We start from the raw sequence: 16,348 nt of genomic DNA, 5'->3' as shown, positions 1-16,348 counted from the left end.
GGCGAAGCGGAGCGGCGGGCGGGCGGGGCTGGCGGACGGGGTCACGGGGCCTCCGGTCGGTGGGGCGGGGCGGACGGTCGCCTGTCATCCTGCCCTCGCGTGACGGCGTGCGTCGTCGTGTTGCGCCGGGTGACGCACCCCCTCGACCGGGGGCGGCACGACCGGTCATCCTGCTCCGCATGAGCACCGAGACGAGCAGCCCGCCGACCGGCCGCGCGGCCGCCGACGCCCACGACGGCCCCACGGTCCGCCCCGCCGTCGACCCCGCCGGCGACCCCGCCGTCGGCCCAGCCGTCGACCTCGCCGGCGACCCCGAGCAGGAGGCGGTCGGCACGACCCGTCGCCGGGTCGCCCTGGCCTCGTTCGTCGGCACCACGGTCGAGTACTACGACTTCTACCTCTACGCGACGGCGGCGGCCCTGGTCTTCGGACCGACGTTCTTCCCCGAGCAGACGCCCGGCGTCGCGGTCATCGCGTCGTTCGCGACGTACGGCGTCGGCTTCGTCGCGCGGCCCCTGGGCGGCATCGTGGCCGGGCACCTCGGCGACCGGCTGGGGCGCAAGCGGATGCTCGTGGCGTCGCTGCTGCTCATGGGCGTCGCCTCGACGCTCATCGGCGTCCTCCCGTCGTACGACACGGCGGGGACCTGGGCCGTCGCCGGCCTGGTGCTGCTGCGCCTCGTGCAGGGGCTGGCGGCGGGGGCCGAGTGGGGCGGCTCGGCGCTGCTCGGCGTCGAGCACGCACCGCCGGGGCGCAAGGGCCTGTTCGGCAGCTTCACCCAGATGGGCTCGGCCGGCGGCATGCTCCTCGCCACCGGCGCCTTCACCCTCGTGCGCACCGCCGCGGGACCGGAGGCGTTCCTCGACTGGGCCTGGCGCGTGCCGTTCCTGTTCAGCGCGGTCATCGTCGCCGTGGGCCTCGTGATCCGCCTCGGCGTCGAGGACGCCCCCGAGTTCCGGGCGATGAAGGAGCGCGGCGAGGTGGAGCGGTTCCCGTTGCTCACCGTGCTCCGCCTCCACAAGCGCGCCGTGCTCGTCACGGCGGGCCTGCGCCTCGTGCAGCCGGCGCTGTACTCGATCCTCACGACCTACTCGCTCACGTACCTCGCGAGCGGACGGGGCGAGGCGGGGCAGGAGGCGGGCCTCCGGGCCGTCCTCGTCGTCTCGGCCGTCTCCGTGGTCACGACGCCGCTCTGGGGCTGGGCCAGCGACAAGCTCGGGCGACGGCCGTTGGCCATCGGGTCGGCGATCGGCATCGGCGTGCTCATCTGGCCGTTCTTCGCGTTCCTCGACGCCGGGCCGCTCGTGCTGCTGCCGCTGGTCGTCGGCATCGGCATGAACGTGTTCCACGACTCGATCTACGGGCCGCAGGCCGGCTGGTTCGCCGAGCAGTTCCCGACCGGGGCGCGCTACAGCGGCATGTCGCTCGGCTACCAGGTGGGGTCGATCTTCTCGGTGGGCCTCACGCCCCTCCTGGCCGCGGTGTTCCTCGAGCTGGGCGGCGGCTCACCGTGGATCATCTGCGCCTACGTGGGCGGCTACGCGGTGCTCTCGGTGGTGGCGGCGCTGTTCGCGGTCGACCCCACGAGCGACGCGCGGCGCGAGCGTCGCCGTGCTGCCCCGGTAGGACCGGACCGCGCCTCCTGAGCCGGACCCGCGCGCGCCTCCTGCCCGGACCAGCTCCTGCCTCCTGCCCCCTCCCCGTGCCCCTGCTCCCCCGCTCTCCGTACCCGACCACCCTTCCTCGGAAAAGGCGACGGGCAGGGCCTCGCCGACCGTCGTCCGGCCTCGCGCCGCCGCGTGTCGTCCCCGAGATGTCGCGTCCGGCAGAGGCTCAGAGGCGGGGGTCGCCGGGGTCGGGCCGGGGCGCTCGGACCGACCTGACCGGTGCTGCTCGGACCCGTCCGACGCGTCCGGCTCGCCGAACGCGACAGTCCGCGAGCGACACGCCGCCGACGGTGCCCCAGAGCCGGCGTGCCCGCCGCGAGCTGTCGCCTTTTCGTCCGATGGCGCGGGGCAGCGGGGCAGGGGGCAGGGGGCAGGAGGCAGGAGGCAGGAGGTGCGGGGCAGGGGGCAGGAGGCAGGAGGTGCGGGGCGCCCGACAGGGCGCGCGGGCAGGGGCGAGGGCGGGCTAGCCCCAGCCGCCGAGGTAGGCGGCGAGGGAGGGCTCGTCGTCGATCGGTGCGCACCAGGTCGGGGCGTCCCGGCGCACGGCGAAGCCGGACTCGGTGCCGCGCCACCGGGCGCGCGCCCCTGCCCGGGCCGAGCGGACGCGGACGAGGTGGCCGGCGGCTCCCGTGCTCGTGCCCCGCCCGGGACCGCTCGGCGTGCCGACCGCGACCGGGCCGACCTCGACCGGGCCGACCCCGACCGGGCCGACCTCGACCGTGCCCAGCTCGCCGACGCCGACCTCGGCGACCACCGCGGCCAGGCCGGAGGCGTCGGTCACCCTCACCGGCCGCGGCAGGTCGACGACGACCCGCGCGCCGTCGGTGGCACCGGTCGCGGCCGGTGACGACGCACCGAGCACCCGCGGGTCGGGCGCGAACGCGTCGAGCAGGTCGTCGGGGACGACGACCCGGGCCGTGGGGAGGGCCGCGAGGACGGAGTCGACGCTGAGCCAGGCGGTCCCCGTCGAGGGCGCCCCGGCCAGTCGGACGACCACGTCGGCGGCGGCACCGAGCAGGCCGAGCGGCCGCGATCCCGCGACCGGCACCCGGTGGGCCAGCGCGAGCGTCTCGTCGTTCTTGCGCCGCTGCCGCGAGCCGTCGTCGTCGCGCCCCGCCCAGTCCGGACCGTCGTGCCAGGCGACGGCCGTGGGCACGTGCGCGAGCAGCGCCCCGCCGCGCCAGGCGCGCCAGGCCCACTCCCAGTCCTCGCCGCCGTACGTCGTGAACGACTCGTCGAAGCCGCCGACCCGGTCGAGCAGCTCCCGCGAACAGGCCACGACGGCGCCGATGACGTGACGGTACGAGCGGTCGTCGGCGTCGAGCAGGTCGCGGCTGCCGCGGTAGGCGTCGTCGAGCCAGCCCGGCGCGGCGAGCTCGTGCGCGGGACCGGCCACCTCGACCGGGGCGTCGACGGGCACGCCCGCGAAGTCCGCGTGCCGTCGCGTGCCGACGACGACGGCCTCGGGAGCGAGACCGGGCAGGCGGGCCATCGCCGAGACGTACCCGGGCTCGGGCACCGTGTCGGCGTCGAGGAAGCACACGACCGCCCCGGTCGAGGACCGCACGCCGAGGTTGCGCGCCGCCGACAGCCGGAACCCCTCGTCGGCCTGCACGACGAGGCGGACGCCCTCGGGCACGCGCGGCGGCTCGGGCGAGCCGTCGTCCACGACGACGACCTCGAGCAGTTCGGCGGGATGGTCCTGCCGCGCGAGGGCCGCGAGCGTGCGGTCGAGCTCGGCCTGCTGCCGGTAGTGCGCGACGACGACCGACACCGTGGGCAGGGGGTCGGGCCGCAGCCCGTCGAGGAGGTCCCAGCGGTTGCCGGGCACCGCGGGCGCACCAGACACCGCGGGCACACCGGACACCGCGGGCACACCGGGCACCGCGGGCACACCGGACACCGCGGGCACACCGGGCACCGCGGGCACGCCGGGCACCGCGGGCACACCGGGCACTGCGGGCATCCCGGCCGCCCGCGGCACGCCCCCGTCGTCGGACGTCGGGGTCGCGCCCGTCACCGCTCCTCCCCCGTGGCCCACCAAGCGAGGTAGGCCTCGGCGACCTCGGCGAGCCCGGGCGCGGTCGCCGCGTCGGGCCCGAGCCAGGTGGAGGCGGGATCGGCCGCGGCGCGGGCGACGGCCTCGGCGAGCGCCTCGGGGTCGTCGCCGTCGAACAGCGTGAGCGTGCCGGGTCGCAGCGCCGCCATCTCGCGCGAGTACCGCGCGTCGGGCACGAGCGGTCGGCGCCCGGCCGCGATCCAGGTGGCCACCGAGCCGGACGCCGACACGTGCCGGTGCGCCGCGACGGGCACCGAGGCGCGGCGACAGCGGTCGAGCAGCACGGCGTCGGAGAGGTAGCCGGTGACGGCGAGGTCCACGCCCCGGGCGGCGGCCTCGGCGGCGAGGGCGTCCGTCTCGGCCTCGTGGCCGGCGCTGGCGCGCCCGAGGGCGACGACGCCGAGGCTCCCCGCGGGTCCGGGCGCGCCCCGGTGCCGGAGGGTGGCGACGGCCTCGACGAGCTCGGCGTGCCCCTTGCCCGGGTAGACGAAGCCGATGACGGCGGCGGTGCCGTCGGGGTCGGGCCGCACGGCCGGGGCGGGCTCGAGGTCGACGGGCAGCGGCACCACCCGGGGCGCGTGCCCGGTGACGGTGTGCTCGGCGAGCAGGGCCGCCTCGTGCTCGCTGTTGACGACGACGCCCCGCGCGGCCTCGACGACGGCCCGGTAGCAGGCGCTGCGTCGGGGCAGGTTGCGCTCGCCGTCGGACGGCTGGGGCAGGTCGTGCAGGGTCACCGTGAGCGGCACGCGGTCGGCGAGGGCGACGATCCGCTCGGCCGCGGCCTCGGGCGACGACGCCCACAGCCGGTCCGTGAAGTGCAGGTGGGCGCGCGCAGGAGGCCGTGGCCCCGTGAGCGCGTCCGGCGCGACCGCCGCGTCCCGCCCGGTCCGTGCGGCCACCGCCTCGGCGATGCGGCGGGCCAGCACGGTGACGCCGTGCTGCGGGTCGGGCGTGACGACGAGCGCGGGCGGGTCGCTCCGCGGCCCGGCGCTCACGCGAGCCCCAGGGCCCGGAGGGCGTCGGCGTGCCGGACGAGTCCCGCGTCGACGACGCCGGGCTCGCGCTCGTACCAGCGCAGGTGCGCCTCGCGCACCTCGGCCAGAGGCACGGGGTTCCCCTCGACGGTCCACGCGTCGGTGGGCGCGTCGTCGAGGTCGTACGCCTCGACGACGGCGGCGAGCCGGGGCGCGTGCACGCGGTCGAGCAGGGGCCGGCCGAGGTCGACGACGTGGCCGGGCAGGCCGAGGCGCTCCCGGACCCGCGCGGCGAGCGCCGTGAAGAGCGCGTTGCCGGGATGGTTGAGGGTGCGCATCTGGTCGAAGGTCGGTCGCTCCAGCAGGTCCGAGACGACGACCGCGTCGTGCGCGACCTCGCGGCGGCGGAGCTCGTCGAGCGAACGGGCGGCGACGGCCCGGACCGCGGCGGTGTCGAGCCGCGCCTCCCTCGGCCGCACGCCCTCGCGCCGCGCGGCGGCCTCGGCGAGCACGGTGAGGTCGTGGTACTCGACGACGGGGGGCACGAGCGAGGGGTCGTGCGGCGGCCGCACGATCGCCGAGGTCGGGTAGTGGCCGGCACTGCGGACCACCGGGACGGTCACGACCCGGGCCGTGGCGGGCATCCTGCCGGCCAGCTGCCGGGTGCCGAGCGGGAGGTCGTGGTAGTCGTCGCGCACGGGCTGCGAGACGAGCAGCTCGGTGCGGGCCAGCCAGCGCTCCAGGTGCGGCAGGTCGGAGGCGACGATCTCGTGAACGGCAGGTGTCCGGACGGTGCGCAGCCCGCCGCCGTCGAGCACGAGGCGCAGCGACTCCGCCTGGCAGTTGCCGACGACGAGGGTGACGTCGCCGTCGCCCTCGGGCTCGCCGAGCCCGTAGAAGTCGCCGTAGTGCCGCGTGCGGCCGTCGACGGCGTCGGTCGTGCTGGTCATGGTCGCCCTCCCGTCCGGCGAGGTGCCGGACCGTCCCATCGTGCCGCTCCGCGACCCCGGGGGGCCGCAGGCGCGACGACCGGGGAGAGGGGTGGACAGCGCCAGGGCACGGACGCCCTCCTGTCGCTAAGGTGCAGAGAGGGCCGCCTCCCCGGCCGCCCGCCTCGACGCGCGTCCCCTCCCGGAGCGCCACAGGGCCCCGAGCCGCCCCGGCTCACCCCGACCGACGGCCCACGACGGCTCGTCGGCGCTCCGCACCCCGCGCCCGACGAGGAGATCCGTGACCGAGCCCGCCCCGACGCCCGCCCGACCGCTGCGCGTCGCCTCGGTGCCCGCCGGGCACCCGTACGTGCGCCACCTCGACCCCGTCGACCCGGCCGCCGTGGCACGGCCGGTCGTCCGCCTCGCCGACCCCCTGCCCGACCCCGCCGAGCCCGCCCGCTGGTGGCCGCCGGTCGTGCTCGACGGGGCCTGGCTGCGCGAGCACGCCGACGAGGTCGACCTGCTGCACGTGCACTTCGGCACCGAGTCGTACGACCTCGAGCACCTCCGCGACGTCGTCGCCGCGCTGCGCGAGACCGGGACGCCGCTCGTGCACACCGTCCACGACCTCGTGAACCCGCAGCTGGTCGACCAGGGCCCGCACCTCGAGCACCTCGACCTGCTCGTCGCCGAGGCGGACGCGCTGCTCACGCTCACCGAGGGCGCCGCCGACGAGGTCGAGCGACGCAGCGGACGCCGGCCCGAGGTCGTGCCGCACCCGCACCTCCTGCCGCTCGACGCGGACGCCCCGACCGGCACCGCCCACGACGCGCTGGTCGTCGGCGTGAGCCTGCGCGACCTGCGCCCGAACGTCGACGGGCCCGGCACGGTCGCGACCCTGCTGGCCGCCGCGGAGCTGCTCCGCGCCGCCGGCCGCGCCGTCGTCGTGCGCGTCGACGTCAACGAGCGCGTGCGCGACGCCGCGGCACGGGCCGCCGTGGCGGAGCTCGTGGCCGGGGCCGACGGCGCCGAGCTGGTCGTGCACCCCCGCCTCGACGACGCCGCGCTCGCGGCCGCGCTGGCCGACCTCGACGTCGCCGTCCTGCCCTACCGGCACGGCACGCACTCCGGCTGGGCCGAGCTCTGCTGGGACCTCGGCGTCGCCGTCGCGGCCCCGCGCGTCGGGCACGTGGGCGACCAGCACCCCGAGGCGGGTGCCACCGCGTCGTTCGACGGCGGCGACGCACGCTCGCTGGCCGACGCGCTGGCCGCGCTCACGGGGCCGGCCTCGGCGCGCCCCGGCAGCGCCGCCCGGGCCGAGCTGGTCGGTGCCCGTCGCCGCGAGCGCCGGTCCGCCCGCGACGTCGCGGCCGCCGCGCACCTCGCCGCCTACGAGCGGGCGCTCGACGTCGCCGCCGCGCGCCCCGCGGGAAGGGCCTCATGACGACGACCGTCTCGCGAGGCGGGACCCGGGCCGCGGCCGCGCAGGAGCCGCGCCCCGCCGCCGTCTCGGACCGTCCGCTGCGCATCGTGGTGATCGCCCCCGTCCGCTACCCCATCGCCGAGCCGCACGCGGGAGGCCTCGAGTCGAGCGTCTGGCACCAGGTGCGGGCGCTGCGAGCCCGTGGGCACTCCGTGCTGCTCTGCGCCGTGGAGGGCAGCGACCACCTCGACGGCGGCCCGGCCGCGTTCACCCTGCCCGCGGTGGCGTGGGACGACCCCGCCGAGGCGAGCGACACGACCTGGCCGGCGGGCTACCTGGAGCGCGCCGAGCCCGCCCTGCACCGGGCCCTCGACTGGATCGCGGAGCACGCCGACGAGCTCGACGTGGTCGAGAACCACTCGCTCAGCGGGCACGTCCTCTCGCGGGCCGGCGAGCTCGGCGTGCCGGTCGTCTCGACCCTGCACACGCCGACGCTGCCCGACCTGCTCGAGCACCACCGCGCCGCGGCCGAGCCGCGCAGCACGTTCCTCGCCGTGAGCGAGCACACCGCCGAGGTCTGGGCGGCCGAGGGGGTCGAGGCGCGCGTGCTGCCGAACGCGATCGACACCGACCGGTGGCCGCTCGGACCCGGCGGCGACGACCTCGTCTGGTCGGGTCGGATCGTGCCCGAGAAGGGGCCGCACCTGGCCCTGCGGGCCGCACGCCTCGCGGGCCGCCGCCTCGTCCTCGCCGGTCGGATCGGCGACGTCGACTACTTCGAGTCCGAGGTCGCGCCCCTGCTCGGGCCCGACGCCGAGCACGTGGGCCCGCTCCGCCAGCCGGAGCTCGCCGAGCTCGTGGGCCGGAGCGCCTGCGCGCTCGTCACGCCCTGCTGGGAGGAGCCGTTCGGCCTCGTCATCGCCGAGGCCCTCGCGACCGGCACGCCCGTCGCCTCCTTCGCGGTGGGCGGCGTGCCCGAGGTCGTCGCCGGGTCGATCGGCGCGGGGCTCGTGCCGATGGGCGACGCGTCCGCCCTGGCGCGCGCCGCCTCCGGCCTGGCGGCGCTCTCGGACGACCCGGGCTTCCGTGCGCGCGTCCGCCGCGACGCCGTCGAGCGCTTCTCGCTGCAGCGCCGGGCCGTGGTCGTCGAGGGCGTGCACCACGAGCTCGTCGCGGCGCACCGCAGACGGACGGGCGTCGGCGACCTGCCCGACGCCGCGTCGGCCACCCGTCGTCGGCGGGCGGGACGCTCGGGGGTCCGCTCGTGACGGCGCCCGCCTCGGGCCGCCCCCTCGTCGGCTGGTACGTGCACCACCACGGCGCCGGCCACCTCACGCGGCTGCTCGCCGTGCGACCGCACCTCGACGCGGACGTCGTCGTCCTCAGCTCCCTGCCCGCGCCCCGCACGCTGCCCGACGGCACCACGTGGCGGTCGCTCCCCCGCGACGACGACGCCGTCACGGCGCCCGACGGGACGACCCGGCACCCGGCCGACCCCGGCTCGGGCGCCGACCCGAGCGCCGGCGGGCTGCTGCACTGGGCCCCGCTGCACCACGACGGGCACGCCGCCCGCCTGGCCGCCCTGGCCTCCTGGATCGGCGAGGCACGTCCGCGCGCGGTCGTCGTCGACGTCTCGGTCGAGGTGACCCTGCTCGTGCGGCTGCTCGGCGTGCCACCGGTCGTCGTCGTGCAGCCCGGCGACCGCTCCGACGGTCCGCACGCCCTGGGCTGGGGCGCCGCCGCGCGCCTCGTCGCGCCCTGGCCCGAGGGACTGCACGAGTCCGCCGCCCTCGGCCGCGTCGCCGGACGGGTGCGCCACGTGGGCGGCATCTCGCGCCACGACGGTCGACCACGGCCCGCTGACGGCGCGGGCGAGCCCGTCGTGCCCGTGCCCGGCTCCGTGCTCGTGCTGCCGGGCGGTGGCGCAGGAGGCTCGTCCGACCTGGCCGCGTCCGTCGCGTCGGCCGCCGCCGCCACGCCCGGCACCACGTGGACCGTGCTCGGCGCCGACGGCTGGGTCGACGACCCGTGGCCGGCCCTGTGCGCGGCCGAGGTCGTCGTCAGCGCGGCCGGGCAGAACAGCGTCGCCGACCTCGCTGCCGCCGGGGCCCGGGCCGTCGTGCTGCCGCAGGAGCGGCCCTTCGGCGAGCAGCGGGCGACCGCCACCGCGTTGGCCGAGCTCGGGCTCGCCGTCGTGCCGGACGCCCCGCGCGCACCCGCGACCAGCTCCACGCCCGACGCCGGCACCGACGGGGTCGGCTGGCCCGTGCCGGACGCCTGGCCGGGGCTGCTCGCGCGCGCCCGGGCCCTCCAGCCGGACTGGGACCGCTGGAGCGTCGACGGCGCCGCCCGGCGAGCCGCCGCGGTCGTCGCCGAGGTCGCCTCGTGAGCGGCACCGTCGTCGTCGCGCTCTGCTCCGCCGCGCGCCTCGACCACCTCCTGCCGCAGCTCGCAGCCGTGGCGCGCCTCCGGCCGTCCGTGCCGCACGTCGTCGTGTGGCTCGACCCGACGCCCGCGCCCGCGCTGCCCGAGCTGGCCGCCGCGACCGTGCTGCACGTCCCCCCGGGCGAGCACGGGCTCCGCCTCGCCGCGGGGCGCGACGCCGGGGCCGAGGCCGCGATGGCGCTCGGGGCGTCCCTGATGGTGTTCCTCGACGCCGACTGCGTGCCCGGTCCCGAGCTCGTGGGACGCTACGAGGCCGCCTCGGCCCGGCACCCGGGAGCGGTGCTCTGCGGCCCCGTCACGTACCTGCCCGAAGGGCACGCGGACCTCTCCGATGCCGGCCTCGCCGCCGCGACCCGTCCGCACGCCGCCCGGCCGGCGCCCGCACCGGGCAGCACGCTGGTCGCGGGGCCCGACGAGTACCCGCTCTTCTGGTCGCTGTCGTTCGCGCTCGAGCCGGCCACGTGGCGGCGCAGCGGCGGCTTCGACCCCGGGTACGAGGGCTACGGCGGCGAGGACACCGACTTCGCGTTCGCCCTGCGCGCGGCCGACGTGCCGCTCGTCTGGGTCGGCGGCGCCGACGCCCACCACCAGTGGCACCCCACCTCGTCGCCGCCCTGGCAGCACCTCGACGACATCTTGCGCAACGGCCGCCGCTTCGCGGAGCGCTGGGGCACCTGGCCGATGGGCGGCTGGCTGGAGGCCTTCGCCGAGGCCGGGGCCGTGCACCGCACGGCCGACGGCGGCTGGGAGCGGACCGTCGTCGACTGAGACCGCCGCGGGCCGGTGAGGGGCCGGTTCAGCCCTCGGGGTGGAGGCTCGTGTCCGCTCCGACGGTCCGCCACGCGGTGAAGTGGACGGTCAGGTCGCCCCGGGACGGCGCGCAGCACATCGGCCCCGCCGTGACGGCGGCGTCGGGGTCGAGGGGCGCCACCCGCACCAGCCGCCACGCCTCGTCGTCGACCCGGGCCCTGACCGTCAGGGCGTCGCCCGAGCGGCTCACGCGCATCGTGACGTGCCGCCCCCGCCACTCCGGGACGGGCGAGAGCGACCAGTCGGACGAGCCCCGGGTGACGACCGCGCCGAGGCTCTCCTCCCCGTCGCTGAGCTCGACGCCCGTCTTGGTCCAGGTGGCGTCGTCGACCTTGACGAAGATCCCCGCCTGGTCGAACTGGGCGGAGAAGTCGAGGTGGAACGACACCTCCATGGCCGTGCCGAGGTCGAAGGGGACGAGGAGCGCGTGCTCGGTGTCGTGCACGAACCCGTAGGACGTCGTCCGCCAGGCGTCGCTCCCCTCGACCGCGGTGACGCGCAGTCCGTCGGGGCCGACGTCCGCGCGCGCGGGCTCGGTCGTCCACGTCCCCGCGGCCCAGTCGATGTCGGTCATGGTGGCCGTCCTCTCCTCGTCGTGATCCCGTGCTGGTCGTGCGTCGTGCGTCGTGCGTGGTGCGCCGGTCAGGCCGGCGCGTGCGCCGCGAGGGCGAAGCGCTCGTGCGGTGCACGCCCCTCGAGCAGGTCCACGAGGATCGTGCCCACGAGCGGCGTGAACTTGAAGCCGTGGCCCGAGAAGCCCGCGCCGACCACCACGGGGCCCACGCGGTCGAGCACGAAGTCCTCCGAGTCGGTCGTCGTGTAGGTGCAGCTGATCGGCACGGCCGCCTCGGGGTCGACGCCGGGCAGCCACTCGCGGGCGTAGCGCCGCAGGGCCTCGAGCTGGTCGGGCACGGGGGCGAAGTCGCGACGGTCGGGGTGCACCTCGGGCCCGGCCCCGTGCCACCCCGCCTTGACGCCCTCGCCGGGCGTGAGCATGCCGTAGACGGTGCCGTGCCACCAGCGCTCGGCGGGGTCGTCGGGGTCGGCACGGTGGTTGAAGCTCGGCCACACGGCGTGCGGATCGGTCACGGCGAAGTGGGCCGGCTGCTCCTGGGTGACGCGCAGGCGGGGCAGCGGCACGACGCCGGCGAGCAGGTCGGGGGTCCAGGCCCCGGCCGTGACCACGGCCCGCCGTGCCACGACCTCACCGGTCGCCGTCGTGACGCGCACGCGCTCGTCGCCCTCGGGCAGGAGGCCCGTGACCGTGGTCCCCCACCGCACGTCCGCCCCGGCGAGGCGCGCGCGGCGCTCGAGCTCGGCGAGCGCGTCCGCCGCACGCACGCGACCGCTGTCGGGCACGTGCAGCACGTCGGTCGCGAAGCGGAGGCCGCGCCAGCGCCGCGACGCGTCGTCGGGGGCCACCATCTCGGCGGCGACGCCCGCCTCCGCGAGGTGGCCGTGCATCCTGCGCAGCATCGCGGGGCGGCCGTGGTTGACGATGCCCACGAGGTCGAGCAGCGGGCCGCCCGACCCGTCGGCGAGGTCGTCCCACAGCTCGCGCGCCTCGAGGACGAGGCGGACGTAGTCGGGGTCGTCGTAGGCGAGGTTGAGGTTGCGGGTCGCCCCGTGCGAGGCACCGGCGTGGTGCCCGCGCGTGGCACGGTCGAGGAGCACGACGCCGTGGCCGCGCACGGCCGCCTGCCAAGCCGTGGCGAGGCCCATGGCGCCGCCGCCCACCACGACGACGTCGACGTCGGTCACCGGCACGCTGCTGCTCCCTCTCGGGTCAGGCCGCGGTCGCGACGGTGCGGGCGACGTGCAGGGCGACGGTCGCGCTGCGCTCGGCGGTCGGCACGAGGTTCTCCTCGTGGATCTCGGCGGCCGAGACGCCCGCGAGGTCGCTGATGCCCCGGACCGCGAGGAACGGCACGCCGTGCACGTGGCTGATCTGCGCGATCGCGATCGACTCCATGTCGGCGGCCGCGACGGAGGGGAACGACTCGCGCACCACGACGGACCGGGCGTCGGTCATGAAGGCGTAGCTGGAGGCGAGCAGGCCCGCTCGCACCTGCCACGCGGCGTCGCCGGGCAGCGGCATCGACGTCGCGACCTGCAGGAGGCGCTCCTCGGCGTGGTACGTCGGCGGCATGCCCGGCACCTGGCCGAGCTGGTAGCCGAAGACGCGCGCGTCGGCGTCGAGGTTGAGGTACTCGCTGCCGACGACGACGTCGCCGACCTCGACCTCGTCGCCCAGGCCGCCCGCCGTGCCCGCGCTGACGACGAGGCGGGCCGCGCCGTCGGTGGCGAGGACCGCCGACGTCGTCGCGCCCGCGGCGTTGACGAACCCGATGCCGCTCGTGACGAGCAGCAGGGGCAGGCCGTCGACGACGACGGACCGGTGCACGGCCCCGCCCACGCGGCGCGGCTCGCCGACGACCTCGGCGCGCTCGAGGAAGGGGGCGGCCTCGTCGTCCATGGCGACGAGGACGACGATCTGCTCGGAGCTCATCGGGTGACGGTCAGCCACTCGTCGCGGCCCTCCAGGAAGGTGCGCGCCGCGGCCTGGGCACCCTCGAGGCTGTGGTTCGCGCCCCAGCCGCACTGCACCTCGTTGGCCGCCGGCACCTCGGTCGCCGAGAGGATGTCGGTGAGGGTGCCCTCGACGAGGTCGACGACGTCGGCCGGCTCGTGGTCGCCCTGCAGCAGGAGGTAGAAGCCCGTCTGGCAGCCCATCGGCGAGAAGTCGACCACCTCGGTGGACCTGTTCCGCGAGTGCTCGGCGAAGAGGTGCTCGAGCGAGTGCACGGTCGGCATCTCGAGCGACGCCTCGTTCGGCTGCGTGAAGCGCACGTCGAACTTCGTGAGCACGTCGCCCTGCGGCAGGACCTTGCGGTCGGCGAGTCGCACGTAGGGAGCGGCGACGGTGCGGTGGTCGAGGTTGAACGACTCGACGTTCATCTTCTGGGTCACGGGATCCTCCTCGGATCGAGCTGCTGGCCGGAGGGGCCACCCACCATGACACCACGAGCCGCCGACGTGTGTCGCCACGCGCACGTCGCCGCCGGGCCATGCGGACGACACCGTCCGTCCACGTGCAGGGACTGCACTGTTCCGGGCTCGCACCGGACGGCGCGGGCCCGGACCACGAGAGGCCCTGATGACCCACCCCGCACCCTCGACCCGACGACACCGGACGCGCGCCACGGCCGCCGCCGGCCTCGCCGTCGTCGCCGTCGCCGCCACCGCGCTCGGCGGGCAGCTCACCGCGCCCGCGGCCGTCGCGGCCGACGAGCCCGCGCTGCTCAGCACGACCGGCACGACCTGGTCGTACACCGACGACGGACGCGACCCGGCCGCCGGAGCCGCCGACCGCGACTCCTGGACCACGACCGACTTCGACGACGGCGCCTGGAAGACCGCCCGTGGCAGCTTCGGCGCCAAGAACGGCCTCGCGACCGGCATGGGCGGCGGCCTCGCGGTCGACACCCTGCTCACGCAGTACAAGGCCGGCGTCACGCCGGACACCGACATCGAGACCTACTTCTTCCGCACCTCGTTCGACCTCACCGCGGAGCAGATCGCGTCGTGGTCGAAGCTCGCCGGCGACGTCACCTACGACGACGCGCTCGTCGTGTTCGTCAACGGCACGAAGGTCGCGGGCTTCGAGGACACCGGCATCACGCAGAACGTCCAGTACGGCGGCGACAACGGCGGCGACCCCGACCGCAGCAGCTTCACGGTCGACGCCTCGCTCCTCCAGCCCGGCGAGAACACCGTCGCCATGGCCCTGTACCAGGGCCGCGCCAGCAGCTCCGACGTCTACGTGGACCTCAGCTCGCTGACGCCCGTCAGCGCGGACGCCCCCGTGTCGATCAGCGACGTCGTCCTCAACGTCGGGGCCACCGAGCGCGAACGACGCCTCGCCTGGTACTCCGACTCGACGGCCCAGCAGGTCGCCCAGGTCGCGCCCGCGCCGGCCACCGAGGGCGACCCGTTCCCGGTCGCCTCGGCGAGCACCGTCCTGCCCCGGACGGGCACGGCCACGGACGGCCAGACCTGGCACCACGCCGAGCTCGGCGGCCTGGCGCCGTCGTCGTCGTACGTCTACCGCGTCGGCAGCGACGTCGACGGCTGGAGCGACACCTCCTCGTTCACCACGGGTGCCGGCGAGGGCGGCTACGAGTTCCTCTTCATCGGCGACTCGCAGATCGGCGCCTCGGGCGACGTGGCCCGGGACCAGCAGGGCTGGACCGACACCCTCGACGCGGCCACCGGGCGCTTCGGCGACGCCGAGTTCTTGCTGTCCGCCGGTGACCAGGTCGACACGGCCTCGAACGAGGCCCAGTACGAGGCCTACCTCGCACCCGAGCAGATGCGGAGCCTGCCCAGCGCGACGAACATCGGCAACCACGACGTCGGCAGCCTCGCCTACGAGCAGCACTTCAACATGCCGAACGTCGACATGGCGTACGGCAAGCCCCGCGAGGACCGTGCCGGTGGCGACTACTGGTTCACGTACGACGACACGCTGTACATCTCGCTCAACTCGAACGACATGGACGACGCGCGCCACGCCGAGTTCGCCGAGAAGGTCATCGCCGAGCACGGTGACGACGCTCGCTGGACCGTCGTCACGTTCCACCACTCGGTCTACAGCGTCGCCTCGCACGCCAACGACGAGGACATCGTCACCCGCCGCGCCGAGCTGCCCCCCGTCATGAGCGAGCTCGACGTCGACATGGTGCTCATGGGCCACGACCACGTCTACGTCCGCAGCTACCTCATGAGCGGCACGACCCCCGTCGGCACGGAGCAGGAGCCCTCGGGCGACGTCACCGCCGAGGGCGACGAGGTGCTCTACGTCACCGCGAACTCGTCCAGCGGCAGCAAGTACTACGACATCGTCGGGGACCAGGACTTCGACTTCTCGGCCGTGCAGAACCAGGAGTACACGCCGAACTTCACCCACATCGGGGTCGAGCGCGACGCCATCACGATGACGACCTACCGTTCGGAGGACCTCACGGTCGTCGACGAGGTCACCCTGCACAAGGCCCCCGAGCAGGTCGAGCCGCCCGTCGAGCCGACGGATCCCCCGGTCGACCCCGGCACGCCGCCCACCGACCCGACGCAGCCCCCGGTCGACCCGACCGAGCCCCCCGTCGAGCCCGGCACGCCGCGCGAGCCCGTCGCCGCCGACCCGTCGGCCTTCACCCCTGCGACGCGGACGCTCGTCGTCGACCAGGTCGACCGTGCTGCGGGGACCGTCCGCGTGACGGTGCCGCGCGAGCTCGCCGGCGCCCCGCTCGACTGGTTCGCGTACTCCGAGCCGGCCTTCCTCAGCAGCGACCCGACCGACGACGACGGACGGCTCACGCTGACGCTGCCGGCCGACATCGCGGACGGTGAGCACGTCGTCAGCGGTCAGCGCGTCGACGGTTCCGTCGCCGCGTGGGGCACCTTCACCCTCAGCGCGGTGGGCGACCCGGTGGCCGTCCAGCCGGGCGCCGGTCAGACCGTCGACCCCGTCACGGGTGCGATCATCGACCCCGTCACCGGGGCCGTCCTCACGCCGAGCGCCTCGGGCCTGGCCTTCACGGGCTCCGAGGGCCTCGGGCTCGCGGGCCTGGCTGGCGGCCTCCTGCTGCTCGCCGGCGTCGGCGTGACCGTCGCGGCCCGTCGCCGGGCGGCCCGCAGCTAGGCCCCCGCTCCGCCCGACGGGCGGGTCCGACGCGGACGGGCGTGCACGCACGCCCCGACGCGACGGACCCGCCCGTCGGCACGTCCCGGCAGCTCAGGTGGACGAGCTGCTCAGACCTCGTCGGGCGACGGGTGCTGGGCCACGTCCGCGTCGACCTCGCCGTCCGCGTCCAGGTCGTAGTCCTCGCCCTTCAGCACCTGGTCCCACTTCTGGCCGTCGTCGGGGTTCGCGTCGTCGTTCTGGGGTTCCACGGGCAGTCCGGTCACGGTGTCCTCCTCGGGTTCGGTGGCACGACGGGCGGCGCCCGTCGTCGTGCGCTCGACCGTAGGCGGCCGGG

The 16,348-nt window shown here is 76.4% G+C and carries 14 protein-coding genes; 6 read left to right on the top strand and 8 right to left on the bottom strand.

Annotation, left to right across the window (positions count from 1 at the left end):
• Nucleotides 1-179: 179 nt before the first annotated feature.
• On the top strand, nucleotides 180-1,646 hold the full coding sequence (locus ACYVHQ_RS13005; RefSeq protein ID WP_460513706.1) for an MFS transporter: 1,467 nt from the start codon (nucleotides 180-182) through the stop codon (nucleotides 1,644-1,646).
• 484 nt (nucleotides 1,647-2,130) lie between these two features.
• Here ACYVHQ_RS13005 and ACYVHQ_RS13000 read toward each other — a convergent pair whose 3' ends face one another.
• The 3 genes from ACYVHQ_RS13000 to ACYVHQ_RS12990 all read right to left on the bottom strand — a co-directional run bounded on the left by ACYVHQ_RS13000 (nucleotide 2,131) and on the right by ACYVHQ_RS12990 (nucleotide 5,650).
• On the bottom strand, nucleotides 2,131-3,516 hold the full coding sequence (locus tag ACYVHQ_RS13000; RefSeq protein WP_460513704.1) for a glycosyltransferase family 2 protein: 1,386 nt from the start codon (nucleotides 3,514-3,516) through the stop codon (nucleotides 2,131-2,133).
• Nucleotides 3,517-3,683: 167 nt separating this feature from the next.
• Entirely contained in the window at nucleotides 3,684-4,721 is a 1,038-nt protein-coding gene (locus tag ACYVHQ_RS12995) for a glycosyltransferase (protein ID WP_460513703.1), read from the bottom strand.
• On the bottom strand, nucleotides 4,718-5,650 hold the full coding sequence (locus tag ACYVHQ_RS12990) for a WcbI family polysaccharide biosynthesis putative acetyltransferase (protein WP_460513702.1): 933 nt from the start codon (nucleotides 5,648-5,650) through the stop codon (nucleotides 4,718-4,720). The genes ACYVHQ_RS12995 and ACYVHQ_RS12990 overlap by 4 nt, the downstream gene beginning before the upstream one ends.
• 280 nt (nucleotides 5,651-5,930) lie before the next feature.
• Between ACYVHQ_RS12990 and ACYVHQ_RS12985 the strand changes: the two genes are divergently transcribed.
• Genes ACYVHQ_RS12985 through ACYVHQ_RS12970 form a run of 4 tightly spaced genes read left to right on the top strand, consistent with a single transcriptional unit; the run spans nucleotide 5,931 to nucleotide 10,268 of the window.
• The gene (locus ACYVHQ_RS12985) at nucleotides 5,931-7,076 is read left to right on the top strand and encodes a glycosyltransferase (protein WP_460513701.1); all 1,146 of its coding nucleotides are present in this window, start codon (nucleotides 5,931-5,933) and stop codon (nucleotides 7,074-7,076) included.
• Nucleotides 7,073-8,323: a glycosyltransferase gene (locus ACYVHQ_RS12980; protein WP_460513700.1), complete on the top strand. Its 1,251-nt coding sequence runs from the start codon at nucleotides 7,073-7,075 to the stop codon at nucleotides 8,321-8,323. The genes ACYVHQ_RS12985 and ACYVHQ_RS12980 overlap by 4 nt, the downstream gene beginning before the upstream one ends.
• The gene (locus tag ACYVHQ_RS12975; protein WP_460513699.1) at nucleotides 8,320-9,444 is read left to right on the top strand and encodes a glycosyltransferase; all 1,125 of its coding nucleotides are present in this window, start codon (nucleotides 8,320-8,322) and stop codon (nucleotides 9,442-9,444) included. Before ACYVHQ_RS12980 ends, ACYVHQ_RS12975 begins: the two co-directional genes overlap by 4 nt.
• Nucleotides 9,441-10,268 carry a glycosyltransferase family 2 protein gene (locus ACYVHQ_RS12970; RefSeq protein WP_460513697.1) on the top strand — a complete coding sequence of 276 codons (828 nt, stop codon included), beginning with the start codon at nucleotides 9,441-9,443 and terminating at the stop codon, nucleotides 10,266-10,268. Before ACYVHQ_RS12975 ends, ACYVHQ_RS12970 begins: the two co-directional genes overlap by 4 nt.
• A gap of 28 nt (nucleotides 10,269-10,296) precedes the next feature.
• On the opposite strand, the gene ACYVHQ_RS12965 is transcribed toward ACYVHQ_RS12970, so the two are convergent.
• From ACYVHQ_RS12965 to ACYVHQ_RS12950, 4 genes are all read right to left on the bottom strand, one after another.
• A complete protein-coding gene (locus tag ACYVHQ_RS12965) occupies nucleotides 10,297-10,884 on the bottom strand; it encodes a DUF1349 domain-containing protein (protein ID WP_460513695.1) in 588 nt (195 codons plus the stop codon).
• Nucleotides 10,885-10,952: 68 nt separating this feature from the next.
• The gene (locus tag ACYVHQ_RS12960; protein WP_460513693.1) at nucleotides 10,953-12,071 is read right to left on the bottom strand and encodes an FAD-dependent oxidoreductase; all 1,119 of its coding nucleotides are present in this window, start codon (nucleotides 12,069-12,071) and stop codon (nucleotides 10,953-10,955) included.
• A gap of 25 nt (nucleotides 12,072-12,096) precedes the next feature.
• A complete protein-coding gene (mtnN, locus tag ACYVHQ_RS12955) occupies nucleotides 12,097-12,819 on the bottom strand; it encodes a 5'-methylthioadenosine/S-adenosylhomocysteine nucleosidase (protein WP_460513691.1) in 723 nt (240 codons plus the stop codon).
• Nucleotides 12,816-13,268: an S-ribosylhomocysteine lyase gene (locus ACYVHQ_RS12950; RefSeq protein ID WP_460513901.1), complete on the bottom strand. Its 453-nt coding sequence runs from the start codon at nucleotides 13,266-13,268 to the stop codon at nucleotides 12,816-12,818. Before ACYVHQ_RS12950 ends, mtnN begins: the two co-directional genes overlap by 4 nt.
• Nucleotides 13,269-13,467: 199 nt before the next feature.
• Between ACYVHQ_RS12950 and ACYVHQ_RS12945 the strand changes: the two genes are divergently transcribed.
• On the top strand, nucleotides 13,468-16,011 hold the full coding sequence (locus tag ACYVHQ_RS12945; RefSeq protein ID WP_460513689.1) for a purple acid phosphatase family protein: 2,544 nt from the start codon (nucleotides 13,468-13,470) through the stop codon (nucleotides 16,009-16,011).
• A 110-nt stretch (nucleotides 16,012-16,121) separates the two neighbouring features.
• On the opposite strand, the gene ACYVHQ_RS12940 is transcribed toward ACYVHQ_RS12945, so the two are convergent.
• A complete protein-coding gene (locus ACYVHQ_RS12940; protein ID WP_460513687.1) occupies nucleotides 16,122-16,277 on the bottom strand; it encodes a hypothetical protein in 156 nt (51 codons plus the stop codon).
• Between the last annotated feature and the right edge of the window lie 71 nt (nucleotides 16,278-16,348).

Source organism: Frigoribacterium salinisoli (genome assembly GCF_054781095.1).
Note: the sequence above shows the minus strand (reverse complement) of the source record. Positions and strands in the feature narration are given on the sequence as shown.

Excerpts from the sequence above, each read along its gene's own strand:
- ACYVHQ_RS12950 (WP_460513901.1), bottom strand. The coding sequence starts at position 13,268 with ATGAACGTCGAGTCGTTCAACCTCGACCACCGCACCGTCGCCGCTCCC.
- ACYVHQ_RS12965 (WP_460513695.1), bottom strand. The coding sequence starts at position 10,884 with ATGACCGACATCGACTGGGCCGCGGGGACGTGGACGACCGAGCCCGCG.
- ACYVHQ_RS12990 (WP_460513702.1), bottom strand. The coding sequence starts at position 5,650 with ATGACCAGCACGACCGACGCCGTCGACGGCCGCACGCGGCACTACGGC.
- ACYVHQ_RS12945 (WP_460513689.1), top strand. The coding sequence starts at position 13,468 with ATGACCCACCCCGCACCCTCGACCCGACGACACCGGACGCGCGCCACG.
- mtnN (WP_460513691.1), bottom strand. The coding sequence starts at position 12,819 with ATGAGCTCCGAGCAGATCGTCGTCCTCGTCGCCATGGACGACGAGGCC.
- ACYVHQ_RS13005 (WP_460513706.1), top strand. The coding sequence starts at position 180 with ATGAGCACCGAGACGAGCAGCCCGCCGACCGGCCGCGCGGCCGCCGAC.
- ACYVHQ_RS12980 (WP_460513700.1), top strand. The coding sequence starts at position 7,073 with ATGACGACGACCGTCTCGCGAGGCGGGACCCGGGCCGCGGCCGCGCAG.